This window comes from Methyloversatilis sp. S146-33 (assembly GCF_059552495.1).
The window spans coordinates 55447-72679 of record NZ_JCANOT010000010.1 but is presented as its reverse complement, the minus strand read 5'-3'; the positions used below and the strand labels follow the sequence as shown (position 1 = coordinate 72679).

The following is a 17233-nucleotide window of genomic DNA, read 5'->3' as shown; positions in this document are numbered from 1 at the left end:
TGAAATCGTCAGGCGGCGGATCGCTCGCCGAACCGCTTGTACAGGATGGGCAGCAGCAGCAGTGTTAACGCAGTACAAGAAACCAGGCCGCCAATGACAACGATTGCAAGCGGCCGCTGGATTTCCGAACCGGGCCCGGTGGCGAACAGCAGAGGCACCAGACCGAGGGCCGCCATCGACGCCGTCAGCAGCACCGGCCGCAGCCGGCGCTGCGCACCGTGCACCACGGTGTCCAGCATGGACAGGCCGGTCGCGCGCAACTGGTTGAAATAGCTCACCAGCACCACGCCATTGAGCACCGCGATGCCGAGCAGCGCGATGAAACCGACCGACGCCGGCACCGACAGGTATTCGCCGGACAGCGCCAGGGCGAACACGCCGCCTATCATCGCGAACGGGACGTTGGCCATCACCAGCGCAGCCTGGCGCAGCGAATCGAAGGTGCTGTAGAGGATGAGGAAGATGAGCACCAGCGCCGCCGGCACCACGAGTGCCAGCCGCTGCGCCGCGCGCTGCTGGTTCTCGAACTCGCCACCCCAGGTCAGCCGGTAGCCCGGCGGCAGCTCGACCTTCTGCTGCACCTGCGCGCGAGCGTCCTCGACAAAGCCGACCAGATCGCGCCCGCCGACGTTGGCGATCACCACCATGTTGCGGCTGCCCAACTGGCGGTTGATCTGCACCGGCCCGCCGACGCGCTCGAAGCGCGCGATCTGTCCGAGCGCGATGCGCCCACCGCCCGGCAGCGCCACCGGCAGCTGCGCCAGTTCGTCGGCCGCCGCCGTACTGCCGCGGGCGCGCACCAGCAGCGGAATGCGCCGCTCCAGCTGCTGGATCAGCCCCACCCGCTCGCCCTCGATCTGCGCACGCAGGCCGGCCGCCAGCGTGTCGATGTCCAGTCCGGCACGCGCCAGCGCGTCGTTGTCAGGCACGACGCGCAGATACTGCACGCCTTCGTTGCGCACGAAGAAGACGTCCTCGGCACCCGGTGTCGCGCGCAGCACTTCGGCGATCTCCTCCGCCTTGCGGTTCAGCACGTCGAGATCCGGGCCGAAGATGCGGATCGCCAGATCACCGCGCACGCCGAGAATCATCTCCGATACCCGCATTTCGATCGGCTGCGTGAAGGCGTAGGCCACGCCCGGAAACTCGTTCAGCAGTTCGCGGATGCGATGGATGATCGCCGGCTTGTCGACGCCCGGCGGCAGGCTGATGAAGGTATCCGTCTGGTTCAGGCCCATCGGATCGAGACCGATCTCGTCCGAGCCGGCACGCGCCACCACCTGCAGCGCCTCCGGCACCCGCTCCTTCAGCGCGCGCTGGAACTGGGTATCGATCGCCAGCGACGCATCGAGACTGATGGACGGCAGTTTCTCCAGCTGCACGATGAGGCTGCCCTCGTCCATCGTCGGCATGAAGGTCTTGCCCAGCCCCATGTACAGCACTACGGCGACGACGCCGAGCAGCCCGGCAATGCTGCCCACCACCGCCGGTGCGGCGAGCGCCTTCTGCAGCAACGGTGCGTAGAGCCGGGCGAGCGTGCGCGGCAGCCAGGGATCGGCGTGCGACTTCGCACTCAAAGTGAGCCGCGCCAGCAGCGGTATGACAGTCAGTGACAGCAGCAGCGAACCGGCCAGCGCAAACACGATGGTCAGCGCCACCGGCGCGAACAGCTTGCCCTCCAGCCCCTGCAGGCTCAGCAGCGGCACGAATACCAGCGCGATGATGACGATGCCGGCAGTGGTCGGCACCGCCACCTCGCGCACCGCGTCCAGCACCACCTGCTGCCGTGGTCGTTGGTCGGCACCCGGCTCGTGCAGATGGGCGACCACGTTCTCGACCACCACGACGGCAGCGTCGACCAGCAGGCCGATGGCGATCGACAGTCCGCCCAGGCTCATCAGGTTGGCCGACAGGCCGAACTGTCGCATCAGCAGGAAGGTCCACAGCGCCGACAGCGGCAGCACCACCGCCACCGCCAGCGCGGCGCGCAGATTGCCGAGGAAGAGGTAGAGCATGACGCCGACCAGCACCACCGCTTCCAGCAGCGCCTTCGACACCGTGCCGACGGCGCTGGCCACCAGTTCGCCGCGGTCGTAGAAGGGCACCACCTTCACACCGGCAGGCAGCGCCGCCTGCACTTCCTCCAGCCGGGCACGCACGCCGGCCACCACCTGCTGCGCGTCGGCTCCGCGCAGGCCGAGCACGAGGCCCTGCACCGTCTCGCCCTCGCCGTTGTGGGTGACGCCGCCCATGCGGGTGAGCGCGCCCAGCTTCACCTCGGCAATGTCGGCCACCCGCACCTGGGCGGTCGGTGTCGCGTGCACGACCAGACGGCCGATATCGTCGAGCGAGGTGAGGCGGCCCTGCACGCGCACCAGCAGCGTTTCCTCGCCTTCGTTGATGCGGCCTGCACCGTCGTTGCGGTTGAAACGCTCCAGCGTGGTCCGCAGTTCATCAAGCGTGATGCCGGTGGCGGCCATGCGGGCGGCGTCCGGCACCACTTCATAGGCGCTGGCCAGGCCGCCCAGCACGTTCACGTCGGCCACGCCGCGCACCGTGCGCAGCGCCGGACGGATCACCCAGTCGAGCAGCGCGCGCCGCTCGGCGATCGGCAGATCGCCTTCGACCGTGAACATGAACATTTCGCCCAGCGGCGTGGTGATCGGCGCCAGCCCGCCGGTCAGGCCCGGCGGCAGGTCGCCCATGATGCCGTTCAGCCGCTCGCTCACCTGGTTGCGCGCCCAGTAGATGTCAGTGCCGTCCTCGAAATCGATGGTGACGTCGGTGAGGCCGTACTTGCTGGTCGAGCGCAGCATGGTCTGCTTAGGCAGGCCCAGCATTTCGATCTCGATCGGCGTGGTGACGCGCGTTTCCATCTCTTCCGGCGTCATGCCGGGTAGCTTGACGATGATCTTCACCTGCGGTGCCGACACGTCGGGGAAGGCGTCGATCGGCAGGTTCATCGCCGCATTGAGGCCGACGGCGATCAGCAGCAGCGCCGCCAGCACGGTGAGCAGCGGGCGCGCGAGCGCGCCGCGGGTCAGGGCGTCGAGCATCATTCGGCTCCGCCGTGGCCCAGCCACACCGCCTTGATCGCCGCCACCCCGCTGACCGCGACCGGGGCCTTCGCGTCGAGCGTGCCACTGACGGTGGCCTGCGCGCTGTCCTGCGACAGCACCTGTACCTCAACCGCGCGGAAGCCCTGCGCGGAGCGCATGAACACCCAGCTCCTGCCGTCGTGATGAAGCAGCGCGCCCGCCGGCACCGACCAGGCGGCGGCTGCCGTCGCGCTGCGACGCACCGTGACCCACTGGCCGGGCCGCAGCCCGTTCTTCGTCGGTGGTAGTTCGGCGCGGATACGCACGGTCTGCGTGGCGTCCGACGCGCCCCAGCCTATCTGCGTCACCCGCGCCCTGCCGGCGCTTCCGTCGACCTCGATCAGGTCGCCCTCGCGCACCGACGCCGCCTGAGCGACCGGCAGGTTCAGTTCCAGCATGAGCCTGTTCGCATCGGCCAGGCGCAGCAGCGGGTCCGCCTCGTTCACGCGCTGACCGGGCAGCGCCATCCGTTCGAGCACGGTCGCAGCGGCCGTGGCGCGGACCTGGATGCGGCCGGCCGAAGCGTCGGCCGCCGACACCCCCATCAGGCGCAAGCGCGACTGTGCGGCCGCCAGCGCAGCGTCGGCCTGCGCCGCGGCCGCCTCCGACTCGCGCACGCGGCGCTCGGCGATCAGCCCTTCGGCATGCAGCGCGCGGTCGCGCTCGCGGTTGCCGCGCGCCAGTTCGGCTGCGGTGCGCGCCTGCGACAGCGACGCGCCCATGTCCGGCAGGTCGGCGCTGCGCAGCTCCGCCAGCACAGCGCCGGCCGTCACCTGCTGGCCTTCGGCCACCGGTACCCGCACGACCACGCCGCCGGACGGTGCGGTCGCCACCCACTCGGCATCGGGCGAAGCGACCACGCGCGCAGACCACGGCGTAGCCAGCGCACTCTTTGCCTCGACCGGCAGCGCTTCGCGCACACCGAGACGCTGCATCTGGGTCGGTGCGAGCACGATGTCGGCGGCCTGCGCCGAAGCGGTGATCAGGCCGAGCAGAAGTAAGGCAGCAAAGGGTTTCAAGGCAGTATTCCCAGACTGTGGTTGTAGCGCGCGACGGCGCGCGACCAGGCGATTTCGGCCAGCGCCGCGGCGCGGCGTGCGCTGGCTGCGCGCGCCTCGACCAGCAGGCGCTCGGCCAGCGATGTTTCGCCGAGGCGGTAGGCGCGGCGCCCCAGTTCGACCTCGCGCTCGGCGACTTCTTTCTGACCGAGCGCCAGCGTGCGCGCCTGTTCGCGCGCGTGCAGTTCGTGTTCAGCCTCATGCAGCGCCAGTTCGGCATTGCGGCGGGCGAACGCCAGCTCGTCCTCGGCGCGCGCCAGTTCGATCTGCGCCGGCGACAGCGCAGCGCTGCGGTGGGCCTCGCCACCAAAAGGGATGGAAATCGTCGCGCCGACGCTGTCGGTGGTGGGCATGTCGGCCGCCGTTTCCGAGCGCACGCCGACCAGCAGGCGCGGGACGCCGCTGCCCTGCGCCTGCAGCGTGCCGAGCGCACTGCGCGCCCGCTCGACGTGGGCCTGCGCCATCAGCACCGGCGGATAGCCCGTTGCCTGTGTCGCCACCGCTTCGCGCACCTGCTGCGGCAGCGCCTTCTGCCCGGTCAGCGCGGTCCAGCCGAACAGGCTGTGCGCCAGCTCGACCTGCGCCTCGTACAGCACGGCATCGCGTTCGCGGCGGGCCGTTTCGGCCGACAGCTTCTCCACCGGCGCCGCGTCGCCGGCGCGGATGCGCCGCGCCACGTCGTCTTCCAGCGCGCGGTAAAGATCGACGTCGGCATCGGCCAGCGTCACTTCGGCTTCGGCCTGCAGCACGCGCCAGAGCTGCTCGCGCAGGTCACCGGCCACGCGCCAGCGGTAGGCGCGCAATTCCTCTTCCGACTGCAGCCGGCCGGCGTCGGCCTCGCGCCGCAGCGCGTCGCGCTGGCCGGACCGCCACAAGGGCAGCTCCAGCCCGGCTTCGAGTTCGCGCAGCCCGGTGTGGCCGGGCAGACGGTCGGTCTGGTAGCGCATCTGCACCGCCGGCGGGCCGGACAGCACGCTGTCGGCGCGGGCGGAGAGCGCGCGTGACTCATTCATGCGCGCCTGCGGCAGCGCGCTGCCAGGTGCGCGGCCGGTCGCCAGATCGAGCGCACGCGACAGCGTCAGCGCACTGTCGCGCAGCACCGGCTGCTCGTGCTCATCGGCGTGCGCGGTCAGCGACTGCGCCCATGCCGGCGGGCACAGCAGCACACAGGAGAACAGAAGGACGGAGCGCATGGACGCAATCGACGGATACGGACAGTCGGCAAGCTTGCGCTCAGGCGGCTTGCCGCAGGGTGAACGCAACATGAACGTCTGTTCATGTTGCGGCCACACGGCGTGCAGGCAGAATGGCGTCCGGATTCGCGCCCGGCGGGCGCGTGCAGACCCTTACTCCAGTTCCCACCGACATGCGCATCCTGGTCGTCGAGGACGACAGCGAAATCGCCGGATTCATCTGCCGCGGCCTGCGCGAAGCCGGCCACGCGGTCGACCACGCGCCGAACGGCCGCGAGGGGCTGTTCCTCGCCACCGGCGAGCAGTACGACGCCATCGTGCTCGACCGCCTGATGCCGCAGATGGATGGTCTTTCGATGCTGGCCGCGCTGCGTGCCACCGGCTCGCGCGTGCCAGTGCTCATCCTGAGCGCGCTGAGCCAGGTCGACGAACGCATACGCGGCCTGCGCGCTGGCGGTGACGACTATCTGGTGAAACCGTTCGCGATGTCCGAACTGCAGGCGCGGCTGGAGGTGATCACCCGACGTGGCCTGATGCCGGTGGCCGAATCGGTGCTGCGCGTGGCCGACCTCGAACTCGACCGCATGACGCACACGGTGCGGCGCGGCGGCGAGGAGATCGCGCTCAAGCCGCAGGAATACCGCGTGCTCGAGTTCCTGATGCGCCACGCCAGCCAGGTGGTCACCCGCACCATGCTGCTCGAAGGCGTGTGGGACTACCACTTCGACCCGCAAACCAACGTCATCGATGTACACATTTCGCGCCTGCGCGCCAAGGTGGATCGCCCGCCCTGGCCACCGCTGATCCACACGCTGCGCGGCAGCGGCTACTGCCTGCGCGCCCCCTCATGAGCGGACGCGACGAGGTCGACGCCGGCCAGCCCTATCTGGTCGAACAGGACGGCCAGCTCACGCTGGCCTTCAGCGAACTGGCGGTACAGAGCACGATGGACGCCGCCGCACCGGAGCGGCTGGTGCTCGAATACTCGCGCCTGATGATAGCGTCGCTGCTGTTCGTGCCTGACCCCGGCCACATCGGCATGGTCGGTCTCGGCGGCGGTTCGCTGGTCAAGACCTGCCACCGCCACTTGCCGCAGGCGCGCATGACGGTGGCCGAGATCTCGCCAGCGGTGATCGCGCTGCGCGATCGCTTCCACATCCCGCCGGACGATGACAGGTTGACCGTCACCTGCGCCGACGGCGCCGAGTGGGTTGCGGCGCACGACCGCGCCTTCGACCTGCTGTGGGTCGACGGCTTCGACATCGGTGGCATGCCGGCGGCGCTGACCACGCAGCGCTTCTACGACGACTGCCACGCCGCGCTGCGCGACGGCGGCGTGCTGGCCATCAACATGTACGCCGGCGATGCGCTGAACAGCGCCTGGGTCGAGCGCGTGGCGGCCAGCTTCGCCCGCTCGGTCAGCGTCGTCGACACCACCGATGGCGACAACCGCATCGTGTTCGCCGCCCGCGGTAACGCCTTCCGGCTGTCGGAAATGAAGCTGGCGCAGCGTGCCCGCGCACTCGAAGCGCGGCTGGGCATCGCCCTGCCCGGCATCGCACGCGCACTGATCGACGGCCGGCGGCGCGCACTGGCCGACAGCGAGCAATGAGCCTGCGCCTGAGCACCAGCGCCCGGCTGACGCTGGCCAACAGCGCCCTGCTCGCCGCCGGCTTCGGCCTGCTGCTGATGCTGGTGACCTGGCTGGCCGGGCAGTACATGCTGGGCCACGTCGAGGAAAGTGTCGAAGCCGAGCTGGACATCCTCACCGCCGAGTTCCGGGTTGATGGCGTGCGCGGCATCAGCGGCCTGATCCGCCAGCGGCTGGACGTGCGCTCGGCCAATCACGACCGCGTCTACCGGCTGGAGGACGCAGCCGGCAACCTGCTGATCGGCAACCTGGACCGCTGGCCGGACAGCGCCGGCCGCGAGAGCCTGCCCTTGCGCCTGCCCAGCCTGCTCCACCGCGGACAAACCGAGATCGTCGCCCGCTGGGTGCGCCTGCCGGACGGCAGCCGGCTGCTCGTCGGCTTCGACGAATACGAGGTCGAACAGGTGCGCAGCGACATCCGCCGCGCCGCGCTGGTGAGCTTCGGCCTGATGCTGCTCGCCTCGCTGGGTGGCGGCTACCTGATCACCCGCGCCGCACTGCGGCCGGTCGAAACGATACGGCGCGCCGCGCAGCAGATCATGGACGGCGATCTGCAGCACCGGGTGCCGCTGCGCAGCGGCGACGGCGCGGATGAATTCGACCGCCTGGCGCAGACGCTGAACGGCATGCTCGACCGCATCGCGCGGCTGATCGCCACCGTGCGCGGCGCCACCGACAACATCGCGCACGATCTGCGCTCGCCGCTCACCCGTCACCGTGCGCGCATCGAGGCGGCGTTGAGCCATCCGCCCACGGCGGACGAACTGCCGGACTGGCTGGAGCGCAATCTGGCCGACGTCGACCAGGTGCTGTCCACTTTCCAGTCGCTGCTGCGCATCGCGCGCGTCGATTCCGGCCTGCTGCGCAGCGAATTCAGCGAACTGGATGTCGGCCGCCTGGTGCGTGACGCCATCGAACTGATGGAGCCGCTGGCCGAGGAGCGCGGCCTGCGCCTCGTCGTCAGCGCCCCGGAAGGCGCTGCCTGCACGGGCCACCGCGACCTGCTGTTCCAGACCGTGCTCAACCTGATCGACAACGCCATCAAGTACAGCCCGCACGGCGGCACGGTCGAGCTGTCGCTGACACGCGACGGCGACGACTGGCGGCTGTGCGTGCGCGACGAAGGGCCGGGCATTCCGGCCGCCGAGCGCGAGCGCGTGTTCGAGCGCCTGTACCGGCTGGAAAGTGCGCGCGACACGCCCGGCCTCGGCCTCGGCCTGAGTCTGGTGCAGTCGGTGGTCGCCCTGCACCGCGGCACCATTGCACTTGACGACGCCGCGCCCGGCCTCGCCGTCACGCTGCGCTTGCCGGCCAGACCAGCCGACCGGCACTGAACGGCCCACAGCACACGTCGCGCGGCCGGAACTCAGGACGCCCCGTGCTCGTCCGCCGGATCGCTGGCGCGCATTGGCCGGTAGCGATCCAGCCACGCCGGGAAGTCTTCTGCCGGCATCGGCCGGGCAATGAGATAGCCCTGCGCGACGTCGCAGCCGAGCGCGCACAGCGCGTCCCAGTGCTGTTGCGTCTCGACGCCCTCGGCCACCACCTTGCGTCCGAGGTCATGCACGAGGTCTATCGTCGAGCGGACGATGGCGGCCGAATCGCTGCTGACCGCCATCGCACGCACGAAAGACTGGTCGATCTTGATGCAACCGACCGGCAGCTTCTGCAGATAGCTGAGCGAGGAGTAACCGGTTCCGAAGTCGTCGATGTAGAGCCGTATGCCTTCTGCGCGCAAACCGTGCAGCACGCGCAGCGCGAAGTCGGCGTCTTCCATCACGGCGCTCTCGGTGATCTCGATTTCGAGCAGTCCGCTCGCGGTGCCCCAGTGCGCCAGCATCTGGCGGATCTTGTCCACCAGGTCCTCGTCGCGCAGATTGCGCGCCGACAGATTCACCGCGATGGGCAGCGCGCGCCCCGCGTCGTCCCATTGCCGGTTAAGGCGCAGCACGCGCGCGATCATCCACTCGGCGAGCGGCCGGATCAGGCCGGTGTGCTCGGCCAGTTCGATGAACTCGGACGGCGGAATCAGGCCACGCGTCGCGTGCTGCCAGCGCACCAGCGCTTCGGCACCGCAGACGATGCCATTGCGCATATCGACCTTGGGCTGCAGATAGAGCCGCAGGTCGTCCGCCTCGATCGCGCGTCGCAGATCGCCGGCCATGTTCAGGCGGTGCGAAGGCGCGGGATACAGAGCCGGATCGAACACGACGCAGTCGACGCCCTGCCTCTTCGCCTGGCGCACGGCGATGTCCATGTGCCGGTAAAGGTCGTGCGGCGTTGATCCGTGATCCGGATAAAGCGCGATGCCGGTCCGCGTCGATACATCGATCGGCAACTCGACCAGCTGGAAGGGCTGCGACAGCACCTCGCGCAAGCGACGCGCCATCGACAGCGCAGCGGCACGGTCGCTGTCCGGCAACAGCAGCGCGAATTCGTCGCCGCGCAGTCGCGCCACGAAGACACCGTCCGGCGTCGCACGACTGAGCCGGCCGCCGAATTCGCACAGGATCTGGTCGCCCTGGGTGAATCCGAGCGCGTCGTTGATCTCGCTGAGCCGCTCGATATTCATCTGCAGCAGTGCGAACGGGCGTTCGTGCTGACGGCAGCTGCGCAGTTCGGCCGCCAGCGTGTCGCTGAACAGGGTCTGGTTGGGCAGACCGGTGAGCAGGTCGTACTGGGTCAGCCGGTACATGGCTTCCCGCGTGCGCGCCTGTTCGGCGTGCGTTCGCAGCGTGGATACACCGTAGGCCAGATCGTCGGCCGACTCGCCGATGAGCGACATTTCCTCGTCGCCGAAACCTTCGCTGGCCGCCCGATGAACGGTCAGCAGACCGATGCCGCTGCCCCCCACCCGCAGCGGGCAGGCGACCACCCCGCCGGGCACGGGAGCCGGCAGCGGTGGCAGCGCATCGTCGCCGGCCCGCTCGGTGTCGCTGACGAAACGCATCTGCCCGTCGGCGACGATGGCGTCCATCGCCGCGCGCACCGCTGGCGCGTTGGCGGCCGCCCATGCGCGCAGTCCGTCGATGCCGTCCGGATGGCCGCACTGGGCGGTCGGAACGTAGGCACCGGCGGCGTTGCGCAACCAGACCACCGCCATCGGGTAGGCGCCGATTTCAACCAGCGCGCGACACATGCTGTCCAGCAGTTCGCGTTCGCCGGTGGCGCGCAGCATCGCGCGATTGCCCGCGCTGAGCGTGCGCAGGGCACGGCTTACCTGTTCCAGCTCGCGCACGCGCTGCTCGAGTTCGCCGTTGAGCAGACGTATCCTTTCCTCGGCGCGCTTGCGCTCGGTGATGTCAGCGCCCAGCACGTAGTAGCCGGTCACCTCGCCGCGTTCGTCCTGCCGCGGCATGTAGTTGATCACCTGCCAGACGCCCGGAAAGGGTTCCCAGTCGTAGTTCTGCGGCTCGCCCTTCAGGACTTTCTCGATCAGCGGCGCGGCGATCGCGTAGCGCGTCTCGCCGAGCACCTCGCGCACCGAGCGACCGGCGATGTCCGCGTGATGAGGCGCAAAGCGCTCTCTGTAGTGGCGGTTCACATACACGTAGCGCTGCTGCGCATCGACATAGGCGATCAGCGCCGGCACACGGCTGATGACCGTGCGCAGATGCCCTTCGCTCGCGCGCAGCTGTCGCCGTATCAGCCCGTAGGTGCCGCCGAGCAGCGCAAGCATCAGTATCAGCACGGCCCCGCCGGCACCGACCAGCAGGTCGCTCGAGTGCTTCTGAGCGACGTTCCGGTCGACCAGCAGCCGACGCTCCTCGTTGTCCATCTCGCCCAGGATGCGATCGACGCGCTCGCGCGTCTCGCGCAGCGGCGCCGCGGCCACGAAGGCGTTGGCGGCGTCCTGGCCTTCGTTTCTGCGCAGCGCTTCGATCCGGCGCGAGAGGCCCAGCCGCTGGTCGATCACCTCGCGCAGCTGCGCCCAGCGCGCACTCTGCGCCGGATGGTCGGAGGTGAGCGTGCGCACGCGGTCCAGCTCGATCTCGCGGCGGGCGATCGCCCGGTCGCGCTCGTTCAGCCGCGCCGGATCACCGGTCAGCCTGAAGTTCTGTGTGCTGAGTTCTATCTGCAACGTCTCGACGCGCACGCGCGCCAGGCCGTTCAGCACGTCGTGCGTGTGCGCCACGCGCAGCGCGGCCGCATTGGCGTCGTCGGCAACCTTCCAGGTCATTGCCGCCATGCCGGACACGATCAGCACGGCCAGCAGGAATGCGCCAAGGATCCGCCTTTCGAACCGTGAAGATACGGACCGGGCGGAATGCTTGTCGCTCACCTCAGTGCCCGCTTTCCCCGTCGGCCGGCTTCACGTCGAACGCGATGCAGATGCGTTCCTCGTTCGATTCGAACGGAATCGTCCGGTGGAACAGCGAGGACGGGAACAGCACGATGTCGCCGACCACCGGTAGCAGGGTCCGGCGCGGGAAATCGTCGTGCTCGCGCGGATAATCGTCGCCGTCGGTGCTGAATTCGATGCCACCGGCCGTGCTGCCCGCCGGCCGGTCCGACGGCATCGCCAGGTAGAGCACGCCGGACAGCCAGCCCTCTTCGTGGATGTGCGAGGTCAGGTGGCCGCCCTTGCTCATCTTCACGTACCAGGAACTGGCGAATTCGGTGCGCGCCGGGAAGTCCTGCGCATAGACGCAGTCGTGCGCCGCCAGCGTGGCGCGGTAGCGCGCGACCTCGTCGCGGATCAGCCCGACCAGCCGCGCGATCGACGTTTCGCCGCGGCGGAACAGGTGGCCGGAGGACTGGATGCCGTAGTACAGCCGCCCCTGCTTTCTGCTCTGGATGTCGGCGTTCGCGATGTCGCGCAGCAGATCGGCGTGCAGGCTGTCGCGGGCGTCGGTCAGCGCGTCGAGGTGACCATGATGGACCAGCGCCAACGGGTCAGGACAGAAGCGGTAAGGGTCGGCCGTGCGCCGGTTGCGCGCGTGGTGGGCGGACAGCGTGGCGATCATCGGCGAGCGGTGTCGGCTGTCGAGCAGGCCGTGCAGCCGCGCCTCGAATTCGTCGCTGCGGCGTAGCTTGTACAGGCAGTACAGCACGCGGTCCTGCCAGTCGAGCACACGGGCGCGCTCGAAATACGGCAGCGCCTTGTCGTACTCGTGCAGGTCGTGGTGCAGCAGGCCGAGGTTGTAATTGGCCATGCCGTGCTCCGCATCGAGCGCGAGGGCGGCGCGGAAGGCGGCCAGCGTGCCCTCGCCGTCGCCCTGATCGCGCAGGACTTCGCCGAGGTTGCTGTGTGCGTCGGCGTAGGCCGGCGCCAGTGCGATGGCGCGGCGGTAGCTTTCGGCAGCATCCATCATCAGACCGTAGGCGCGCTGCGCGGTGCCGAGGTTGAACCAGGCCGTCGCCGTCGGCTGGATGTCCAGCGCCTTCTGGTAACAGGCCACCGCCTGCTCGGCGTCGCCTGCCTTCTGCAGCGCGGCGCCCAGATTCGACCACGCCTCGACGAAACCCGGCTCGGCCTCGACCGCGCGACGGTAGGTCGCGATCGCGTCGTCCGGCGCGCCCTGACGGTCGAGCACGGTGCCCAGGTTGAACAGCGCCAGCGCGAAGCGTGGCTGCAGCGCGATGGCGCGGCGGTAGCTCGCGGCCGCGTCGTCGCGACGGCCGAGGGCGTCCTGCACGACGCCCATGTTGTAGAGCAGTTCGGGGAAGTCGCGCTTGATCGCCACCGCACGGGTGTAGGTGGCGAGCGCCTCGTCCAGCCGGCCGCGCTGCTGCTGCACCAGACCGAGATTGCTGAGCAGTTCGGCCGAGCCGGGATTCGCCTTCACCGCGGCCGCGAAAGCGGCCTCCGCCTCGTCCAGCCGGCCGAGACTGGCCAGTGCAGAGCCGAGCACGCTGTGCAGCACCACGGCGCCGGGATAGCGGGCCAGCAACTGGCGCGCCGCGTTCGCCGCTTCGGCCAGACGGCCGGCGTTGTACAGATTGAATACCGGCTGCAGTTCGCCGGGGCCGGGCTGACGGGCGGAGGCTTGCGTGGGCTTCATGATGTCGGTGCGGGTTGCAGGTTGGAGCGGACGCCGGGCGCATATATATAGCGAGCAAAGCGGCAGCGCCAGTTGACCACGCTCAGTCCTCCGCACGAAGTGCAATGCAGCAATCGGCCGCCACGGTATGCGAGGACCGGGTGACGGGCTGTCCATTCAGCAGCACGACACCGGCATCGATCAGGCGCTGCGCCGCAGCACGCGACGGCGCCAGCCCGCGCTCGACCAGCAGCGCGTCGATGCGCACCCGGCCGTGGCGCTCCGGCACCGGTCTTTCCTTGGCGGCGGGCGCAGGCGCCGGTCGGGCGCTGCGACGATGGAATGACTTCATCGCTGCCCCGGCATCACCAGTACCGACGGATAGGGTGCGTCCGGCAACACCTTGGCCGGCACGCCCCACGGGGTCGCATCGGGTGGCGGATCGCCGGTTTCCAGTTTCACGATGCGCCGCTGCGTCGCCTCGTCCGGCGCGTCCTCGACCCAGGTCACCCGCAGCCAGAGGCCGTCGCGCAGCGCGAGCGGCGGTGTCTGCGCGTTGGTGAAGGCGGCCTGGTGCGCCCCGGGCGACCAGATGAAGGTGACGCCGCCGACCACGATGCGCTCCCAGTTCTGGAAGCGGCGGGTGCTGCCCTGCCCCGGATGTGTGATGTCCTCGCGCCACTGCGCATGCGCGAACACCGGACCTTCGACCGTCAGCACGCGACCAGCCGCGAGATGGTCAGCCAGCCGGTTGCGGTCCCAGGTGTTGACGCCGTAGCCGAGCGCGGCAATCAGCAGCGCGAAGAGCGCGATCACGCGCGCGGTACCCGACCTTTCGCCGCGCCGGCGCGCGCGCAGCCAGAAGCCACCCGCGACGGCGAGCAGCGCCAGTCCGAACAGGACGTAGCCGTGGAACTCCGGGGCGCCCTGGCCGGACACGTCGTAGACCGGCTGCCACTTCACGGCATGTCCTCCCCGTCAGCCGCGAACTCGGCGAGCCGCCAGCGGCCGCTGGCGTCGGCGCGCAGATGGAAGGTGTAGGGCGCGCAGTACAGCAGACGATCGGCGCCCTCCGCCTGCGGCCGTGCCTTCGCCAGGCAAGCGCTCAGGCGCGCATCGAACAGTGTGGGCACGACCTGCACGAAAGCGGCGCGGTCGAGGCGGCGGCCTTCGTACAGGAAGGGCAGGCGGGTCAGGTCGGCGATCGCCGCGGCGTCGCGTGCGCGCAGGGCGGTGCGGAAACGTTCGATGAAGGCATCGAACTCACGGCCAGCGTCCGTCGCGCCGGCTGCCGAGGGCGCAGCGGCAAGCAGTGCGGCCAGGGCCAGCGCAGCTGCCCTCATTCCGGGTCCTGCGCGCATGCGGGCTCATCCGGCTGTTCGGTGCAGACGCGCGGCCAGGTCGGCAGATCGAGCGCAACCAGCGGGTTGTCCTGCAGCCCGGCGCAGGCGCGGTCGGTCGAGGGCAGCACACACCGGCGCACGTCGCGCCCACCGCGGCCGTCCTGCGCCTCGGCGACCGCCAGCCGGCCGCCGCGGAAGTAGAGCCGCATCAGCAGCGGCGTGTCGTCCGGTCCCTGCACCACCCACAGCGTGCGGCAGCCGGTGTAGTCGCGGCCAACGCCGCTGTTGCGCGGAAAAGCGAGCAGGAAGCCGCCCGGGGTCACGTAGGCGCCGGCGTCCGGCGGCGGCGTCTGCAGCGCGCAGTGACGCCCGTCGGACGGTATGCCGCCGGGCGCAGCGGCCACGGCAGCGGGCAGCGCCGTCAGGCCGGCGAGCAACAGTATCGGCAGGCGGATGTTCATGACGGTTCCAGCGATGACGACGTGGTGAGTGCAGTTTAGGGTCTGTTGCCATTGAATCACGAGCCGCGTTTGCAGCGTGCGAGGCACGGGCAAGGCGTGCGACGAAGTCGAGACTGGCCGTCTCGACGAGAAGTGCAACGCAGCCCGTGCCTCGCACGCTGCAAACCCGGAGGGCGCGAGTCCCGATGCGCCCAGCTCCGCGTTGGGCCTCCTGGCCTGACGGCCAGTCAGCCGGCGTCGGCCCGCCTTGATCCGGACGCATCGGGATTCGCGCGCGGCCCGCGATTCAATGGCAACAGACCCTAGAACGCCCACCGTTCTCTCGGCCAGTCATCCTTATGGACGCCGGGCAGTCCGGAATCCGGACGGCGGCCGCGGTCGCCACGTTCGATTCCTGTCCGCGGCGGACGCCGCCGCCAGTCACCCACGCGCACCGGACCGCACGGCGGCCGTCCGCGCCCGGCAAGGCTTTCGGGCGGAACGAGGCGTCGCGCAGGGACGGATTCCCGGCTCTGGTACGCGCCTTGCGTCTGCCGCTCCATCCGCGGACACCGATCCGCACAGACGGAGACGACACATGAAGCGATCCACCCTTGCCCTGTTCATCCTCGCCGCCTTCGCCCACAGCGGCCCGGTGCATGCCGGCGTCACCACTGCCGACATCGAGAACGACGCACGCACGACCGGCGACGTGCTGTCCTGGGGCATGGGGACGGAAGGCCAGCGCTACAGCCCGCTGACCAAGATCAACACGAAGAACGTCAAGCGCCTGGTGCCTGCCTGGTCCTACTCCTACGGCGGCGAGAAGCAGCGCGGCCAGGAGGCGCAGCCTCTGGTGGTCGGCGGCAAGATGTTCATCACCGCGTCCTACTCGCGCATCTTCGCGCTCGACACCAAGACCGGCCGCAAGCTGTGGTCCTACGAGCACCGTCTGCCCGAAGGCATCATGCCCTGCTGTGACGTGATCAACCGCGGCGCCGCCGTCTACGACAATCTGGTCATCTACGCCACGCTGGACGCGCAGCTGGTGGCGCTCGACCAGAACACCGGCAAGGTGGTGTGGAAGGAGAAGATCGACGACTACCAGGCCGGCTACTCGTCGTCGGCCGCGCCCATCATCGCCAAGGGCCTGGTGCTGACCGGTGTGTCCGGCGGCGAATTCGGCATCATCGGCCGCGTCGAGGCGCGCGACGCGAAGACCGGCAAGATGGTGTGGGTGCGCCCGACCATTGAAGGCCACATGGGCTACAAGTTCGACGAGTCCGGCAACAAGGTCGACAACGGCATCAGCGGCACCACCAACGCCAGCTGGCAGGGCGACCTGTGGAAGACCGGCGGTGCGGCCACCTGGCTCGGCGGCACCTTCGACGCGAAGACCGGCCTCGCCTACTTCGGCACCGGCAACCCGGCGCCGTGGAACAGCCACCTGCGCCCCGGCGACAACCTGTACTCCTGCTCGACGGTGGCCATCGACGTCGCCACCGGCCAGATCAAGTGGCACTTCCAGGGCACGCCGAACGACGGCTGGGACTACGACGGCACCAACGAATTCGTCACCTTCGACGCCGGCGGCAAGCGACTCGGCGGCAAGGCCGACCGCAACGGCTTCTTCTACGTGCTGGACGCGAACACCGGCAAGTTCGAGCGCGGCTTCCCCTTCGTCAAGAAGCTGGACTGGGCCAAGGGCCTGGACGAGAACGGCCGCCCGATCTACGACCCGGCCAAGCGCCCGGGCGACCCGACCGCCAGCGACGACGGCAAGAAAGGCTCGGTGGTGCACGTGTCGCCGTCCTTCCTCGGCGGCAAGAACCAGATGCCCATGGCCTACAGCCCCGACACCGGCCTGTTCTACGTGCCGGCCAACGAGTGGAGCATGGAAATCTGGAACGAGCCGATCACCTACAAGAAGGGTGCGGCTTACCTCGGCGCCGGCTTCACGATCAAGACCGCCGACCCGAAGGACATCGGCGGCGACTACATCGGCGCCCTGCGCGCGGTCGATCCGAAGAGCGGCAAGGTGGTGTGGGAAATCACCAACAACGCGCCGCTGTGGGGCGGCGCGATGACGACCAAGGGCGGCCTGGTGTTCTGGGGCACGCCGGAGGGCTTCTTCAAGGCAGCCGACGCGAAGACCGGCAAGGAACTGTGGTCCTTCCAGGTCGGCACCGGCATCGTCGCGCCCCCGATCACCTGGGAACAGGACGGCGAACAGTACGTCGCCGTGACGGCCGGCTGGGGCGGCGCAGTGCCGCTATGGGGCGGCGACGTCGCCAAGAAGGTGAGCTATCTGAACCAGGGCGGTTCGATGTGGGTGTTCAAACTGATGAAGGACTGAGCACCCCACCCGCCGACCCGGCGTGGCGCGACAGCCACCCGGGACAACGTCTCCTCATGGTGTTCGCCTGTACCGGGTGAGCGCAACCGGCGCCTCGTGCGCCGGTCTTT

Annotated in this window: 13 protein-coding genes; 4 read left to right on the top strand and 9 right to left on the bottom strand. The window is 69.5% G+C overall.

The annotated features are described in order from the left end of the window. Window positions 1–8 precede the first annotated feature (8 nt). From AC51BJ_RS01085 to AC51BJ_RS01075, 3 genes are read right to left on the bottom strand one after another with little or no spacing between them, the layout of a single operon-like run. Window positions 9–3056, bottom strand: a complete 3048-nt coding sequence (locus tag AC51BJ_RS01085; protein WP_496279065.1) for an efflux RND transporter permease subunit — start codon at window positions 3054–3056, stop codon at window positions 9–11. Further along, window positions 3056–4117, bottom strand: a complete 1062-nt coding sequence (locus AC51BJ_RS01080; protein ID WP_496279054.1) for an efflux RND transporter periplasmic adaptor subunit — start codon at window positions 4115–4117, stop codon at window positions 3056–3058. Before AC51BJ_RS01080 ends, AC51BJ_RS01085 begins: the two co-directional genes overlap by 1 nt. After that, window positions 4114–5349, bottom strand: coding sequence for a TolC family protein (locus tag AC51BJ_RS01075; RefSeq protein ID WP_496279053.1), 1236 nt, complete (start codon window positions 5347–5349; stop codon window positions 4114–4116). Before AC51BJ_RS01075 ends, AC51BJ_RS01080 begins: the two co-directional genes overlap by 4 nt. Before the next feature lie 173 nt (window positions 5350–5522). On the opposite strand from AC51BJ_RS01075, the gene AC51BJ_RS01070 reads away from it, so the two are divergent. Genes AC51BJ_RS01070 through AC51BJ_RS01060 form a run of 3 tightly spaced genes read left to right on the top strand, consistent with a single transcriptional unit; the run spans window position 5523 to window position 8334 of the window. Then, a complete protein-coding gene (locus AC51BJ_RS01070) occupies window positions 5523–6200 on the top strand; it encodes a response regulator transcription factor (RefSeq protein WP_341422443.1) in 678 nt (225 codons plus the stop codon). Continuing rightward, window positions 6197–6961, top strand: a complete 765-nt coding sequence (locus AC51BJ_RS01065; RefSeq protein ID WP_496279052.1) for a fused MFS/spermidine synthase — start codon at window positions 6197–6199, stop codon at window positions 6959–6961. Before AC51BJ_RS01070 ends, AC51BJ_RS01065 begins: the two co-directional genes overlap by 4 nt. Beyond that, window positions 6958–8334: a sensor histidine kinase gene (locus AC51BJ_RS01060; RefSeq protein WP_496279051.1), complete on the top strand. Its 1377-nt coding sequence runs from the start codon at window positions 6958–6960 to the stop codon at window positions 8332–8334. The genes AC51BJ_RS01065 and AC51BJ_RS01060 overlap by 4 nt, the downstream gene beginning before the upstream one ends. 32 nt (window positions 8335–8366) lie before the next feature. On the opposite strand, the gene AC51BJ_RS01055 is transcribed toward AC51BJ_RS01060, so the two are convergent. The 6 genes from AC51BJ_RS01055 to AC51BJ_RS01030 form a co-directional block, all read right to left on the bottom strand. Further along, on the bottom strand, window positions 8367–11207 hold the full coding sequence (locus AC51BJ_RS01055) for an EAL domain-containing protein (RefSeq protein ID WP_496279050.1): 2841 nt from the start codon (window positions 11205–11207) through the stop codon (window positions 8367–8369). 76 nt (window positions 11208–11283) lie between these two features. Next, a complete protein-coding gene (locus AC51BJ_RS01050; RefSeq protein ID WP_496279049.1) occupies window positions 11284–13005 on the bottom strand; it encodes a tetratricopeptide repeat protein in 1722 nt (573 codons plus the stop codon). 82 nt (window positions 13006–13087) lie between these two features. Next, the gene (locus tag AC51BJ_RS01045; protein WP_496279048.1) at window positions 13088–13336 is read right to left on the bottom strand and encodes a S4 domain-containing protein; all 249 of its coding nucleotides are present in this window, start codon (window positions 13334–13336) and stop codon (window positions 13088–13090) included. Next, on the bottom strand, window positions 13333–13947 hold the full coding sequence (locus AC51BJ_RS01040; protein ID WP_496279047.1) for a hypothetical protein: 615 nt from the start codon (window positions 13945–13947) through the stop codon (window positions 13333–13335). The genes AC51BJ_RS01045 and AC51BJ_RS01040 overlap by 4 nt, the downstream gene beginning before the upstream one ends. Next, window positions 13944–14327: a hypothetical protein gene (locus tag AC51BJ_RS01035; protein ID WP_496279046.1), complete on the bottom strand. Its 384-nt coding sequence runs from the start codon at window positions 14325–14327 to the stop codon at window positions 13944–13946. Before AC51BJ_RS01035 ends, AC51BJ_RS01040 begins: the two co-directional genes overlap by 4 nt. Beyond that, window positions 14324–14788 carry a hypothetical protein gene (locus AC51BJ_RS01030; RefSeq protein ID WP_496279045.1) on the bottom strand — a complete coding sequence of 155 codons (465 nt, stop codon included), beginning with the start codon at window positions 14786–14788 and terminating at the stop codon, window positions 14324–14326. Before AC51BJ_RS01030 ends, AC51BJ_RS01035 begins: the two co-directional genes overlap by 4 nt. 577 nt (window positions 14789–15365) lie before the next feature. Between AC51BJ_RS01030 and AC51BJ_RS01025 the strand changes: the two genes are divergently transcribed. Further along, the gene (locus AC51BJ_RS01025; protein WP_496279044.1) at window positions 15366–17123 is read left to right on the top strand and encodes a PQQ-dependent methanol/ethanol family dehydrogenase; all 1758 of its coding nucleotides are present in this window, start codon (window positions 15366–15368) and stop codon (window positions 17121–17123) included. The last annotated feature ends 110 nt before the right edge of the window (window positions 17124–17233 follow it).

Coding starts and splice junctions, on each gene's coding strand:
- AC51BJ_RS01085 (WP_496279065.1), bottom strand. CDS start 3,056: ATGCTCGACGCCCTGACCCGCGGCGCGCTCGCGCGCCCGCTGCTCACC.
- AC51BJ_RS01075 (WP_496279053.1), bottom strand. CDS start 5,349: ATGCGCTCCGTCCTTCTGTTCTCCTGTGTGCTGCTGTGCCCGCCGGCA.
- AC51BJ_RS01070 (WP_341422443.1), top strand. CDS start 5,523: ATGCGCATCCTGGTCGTCGAGGACGACAGCGAAATCGCCGGATTCATC.
- AC51BJ_RS01065 (WP_496279052.1), top strand. CDS start 6,197: ATGAGCGGACGCGACGAGGTCGACGCCGGCCAGCCCTATCTGGTCGAA.
- AC51BJ_RS01060 (WP_496279051.1), top strand. CDS start 6,958: ATGAGCCTGCGCCTGAGCACCAGCGCCCGGCTGACGCTGGCCAACAGC.
- AC51BJ_RS01050 (WP_496279049.1), bottom strand. CDS start 13,005: ATGAAGCCCACGCAAGCCTCCGCCCGTCAGCCCGGCCCCGGCGAACTG.
- AC51BJ_RS01045 (WP_496279048.1), bottom strand. CDS start 13,336: ATGAAGTCATTCCATCGTCGCAGCGCCCGACCGGCGCCTGCGCCCGCC.
- AC51BJ_RS01035 (WP_496279046.1), bottom strand. CDS start 14,327: ATGAGGGCAGCTGCGCTGGCCCTGGCCGCACTGCTTGCCGCTGCGCCC.
- AC51BJ_RS01030 (WP_496279045.1), bottom strand. CDS start 14,788: ATGAACATCCGCCTGCCGATACTGTTGCTCGCCGGCCTGACGGCGCTG.
- AC51BJ_RS01025 (WP_496279044.1), top strand. CDS start 15,366: ATGAAGCGATCCACCCTTGCCCTGTTCATCCTCGCCGCCTTCGCCCAC.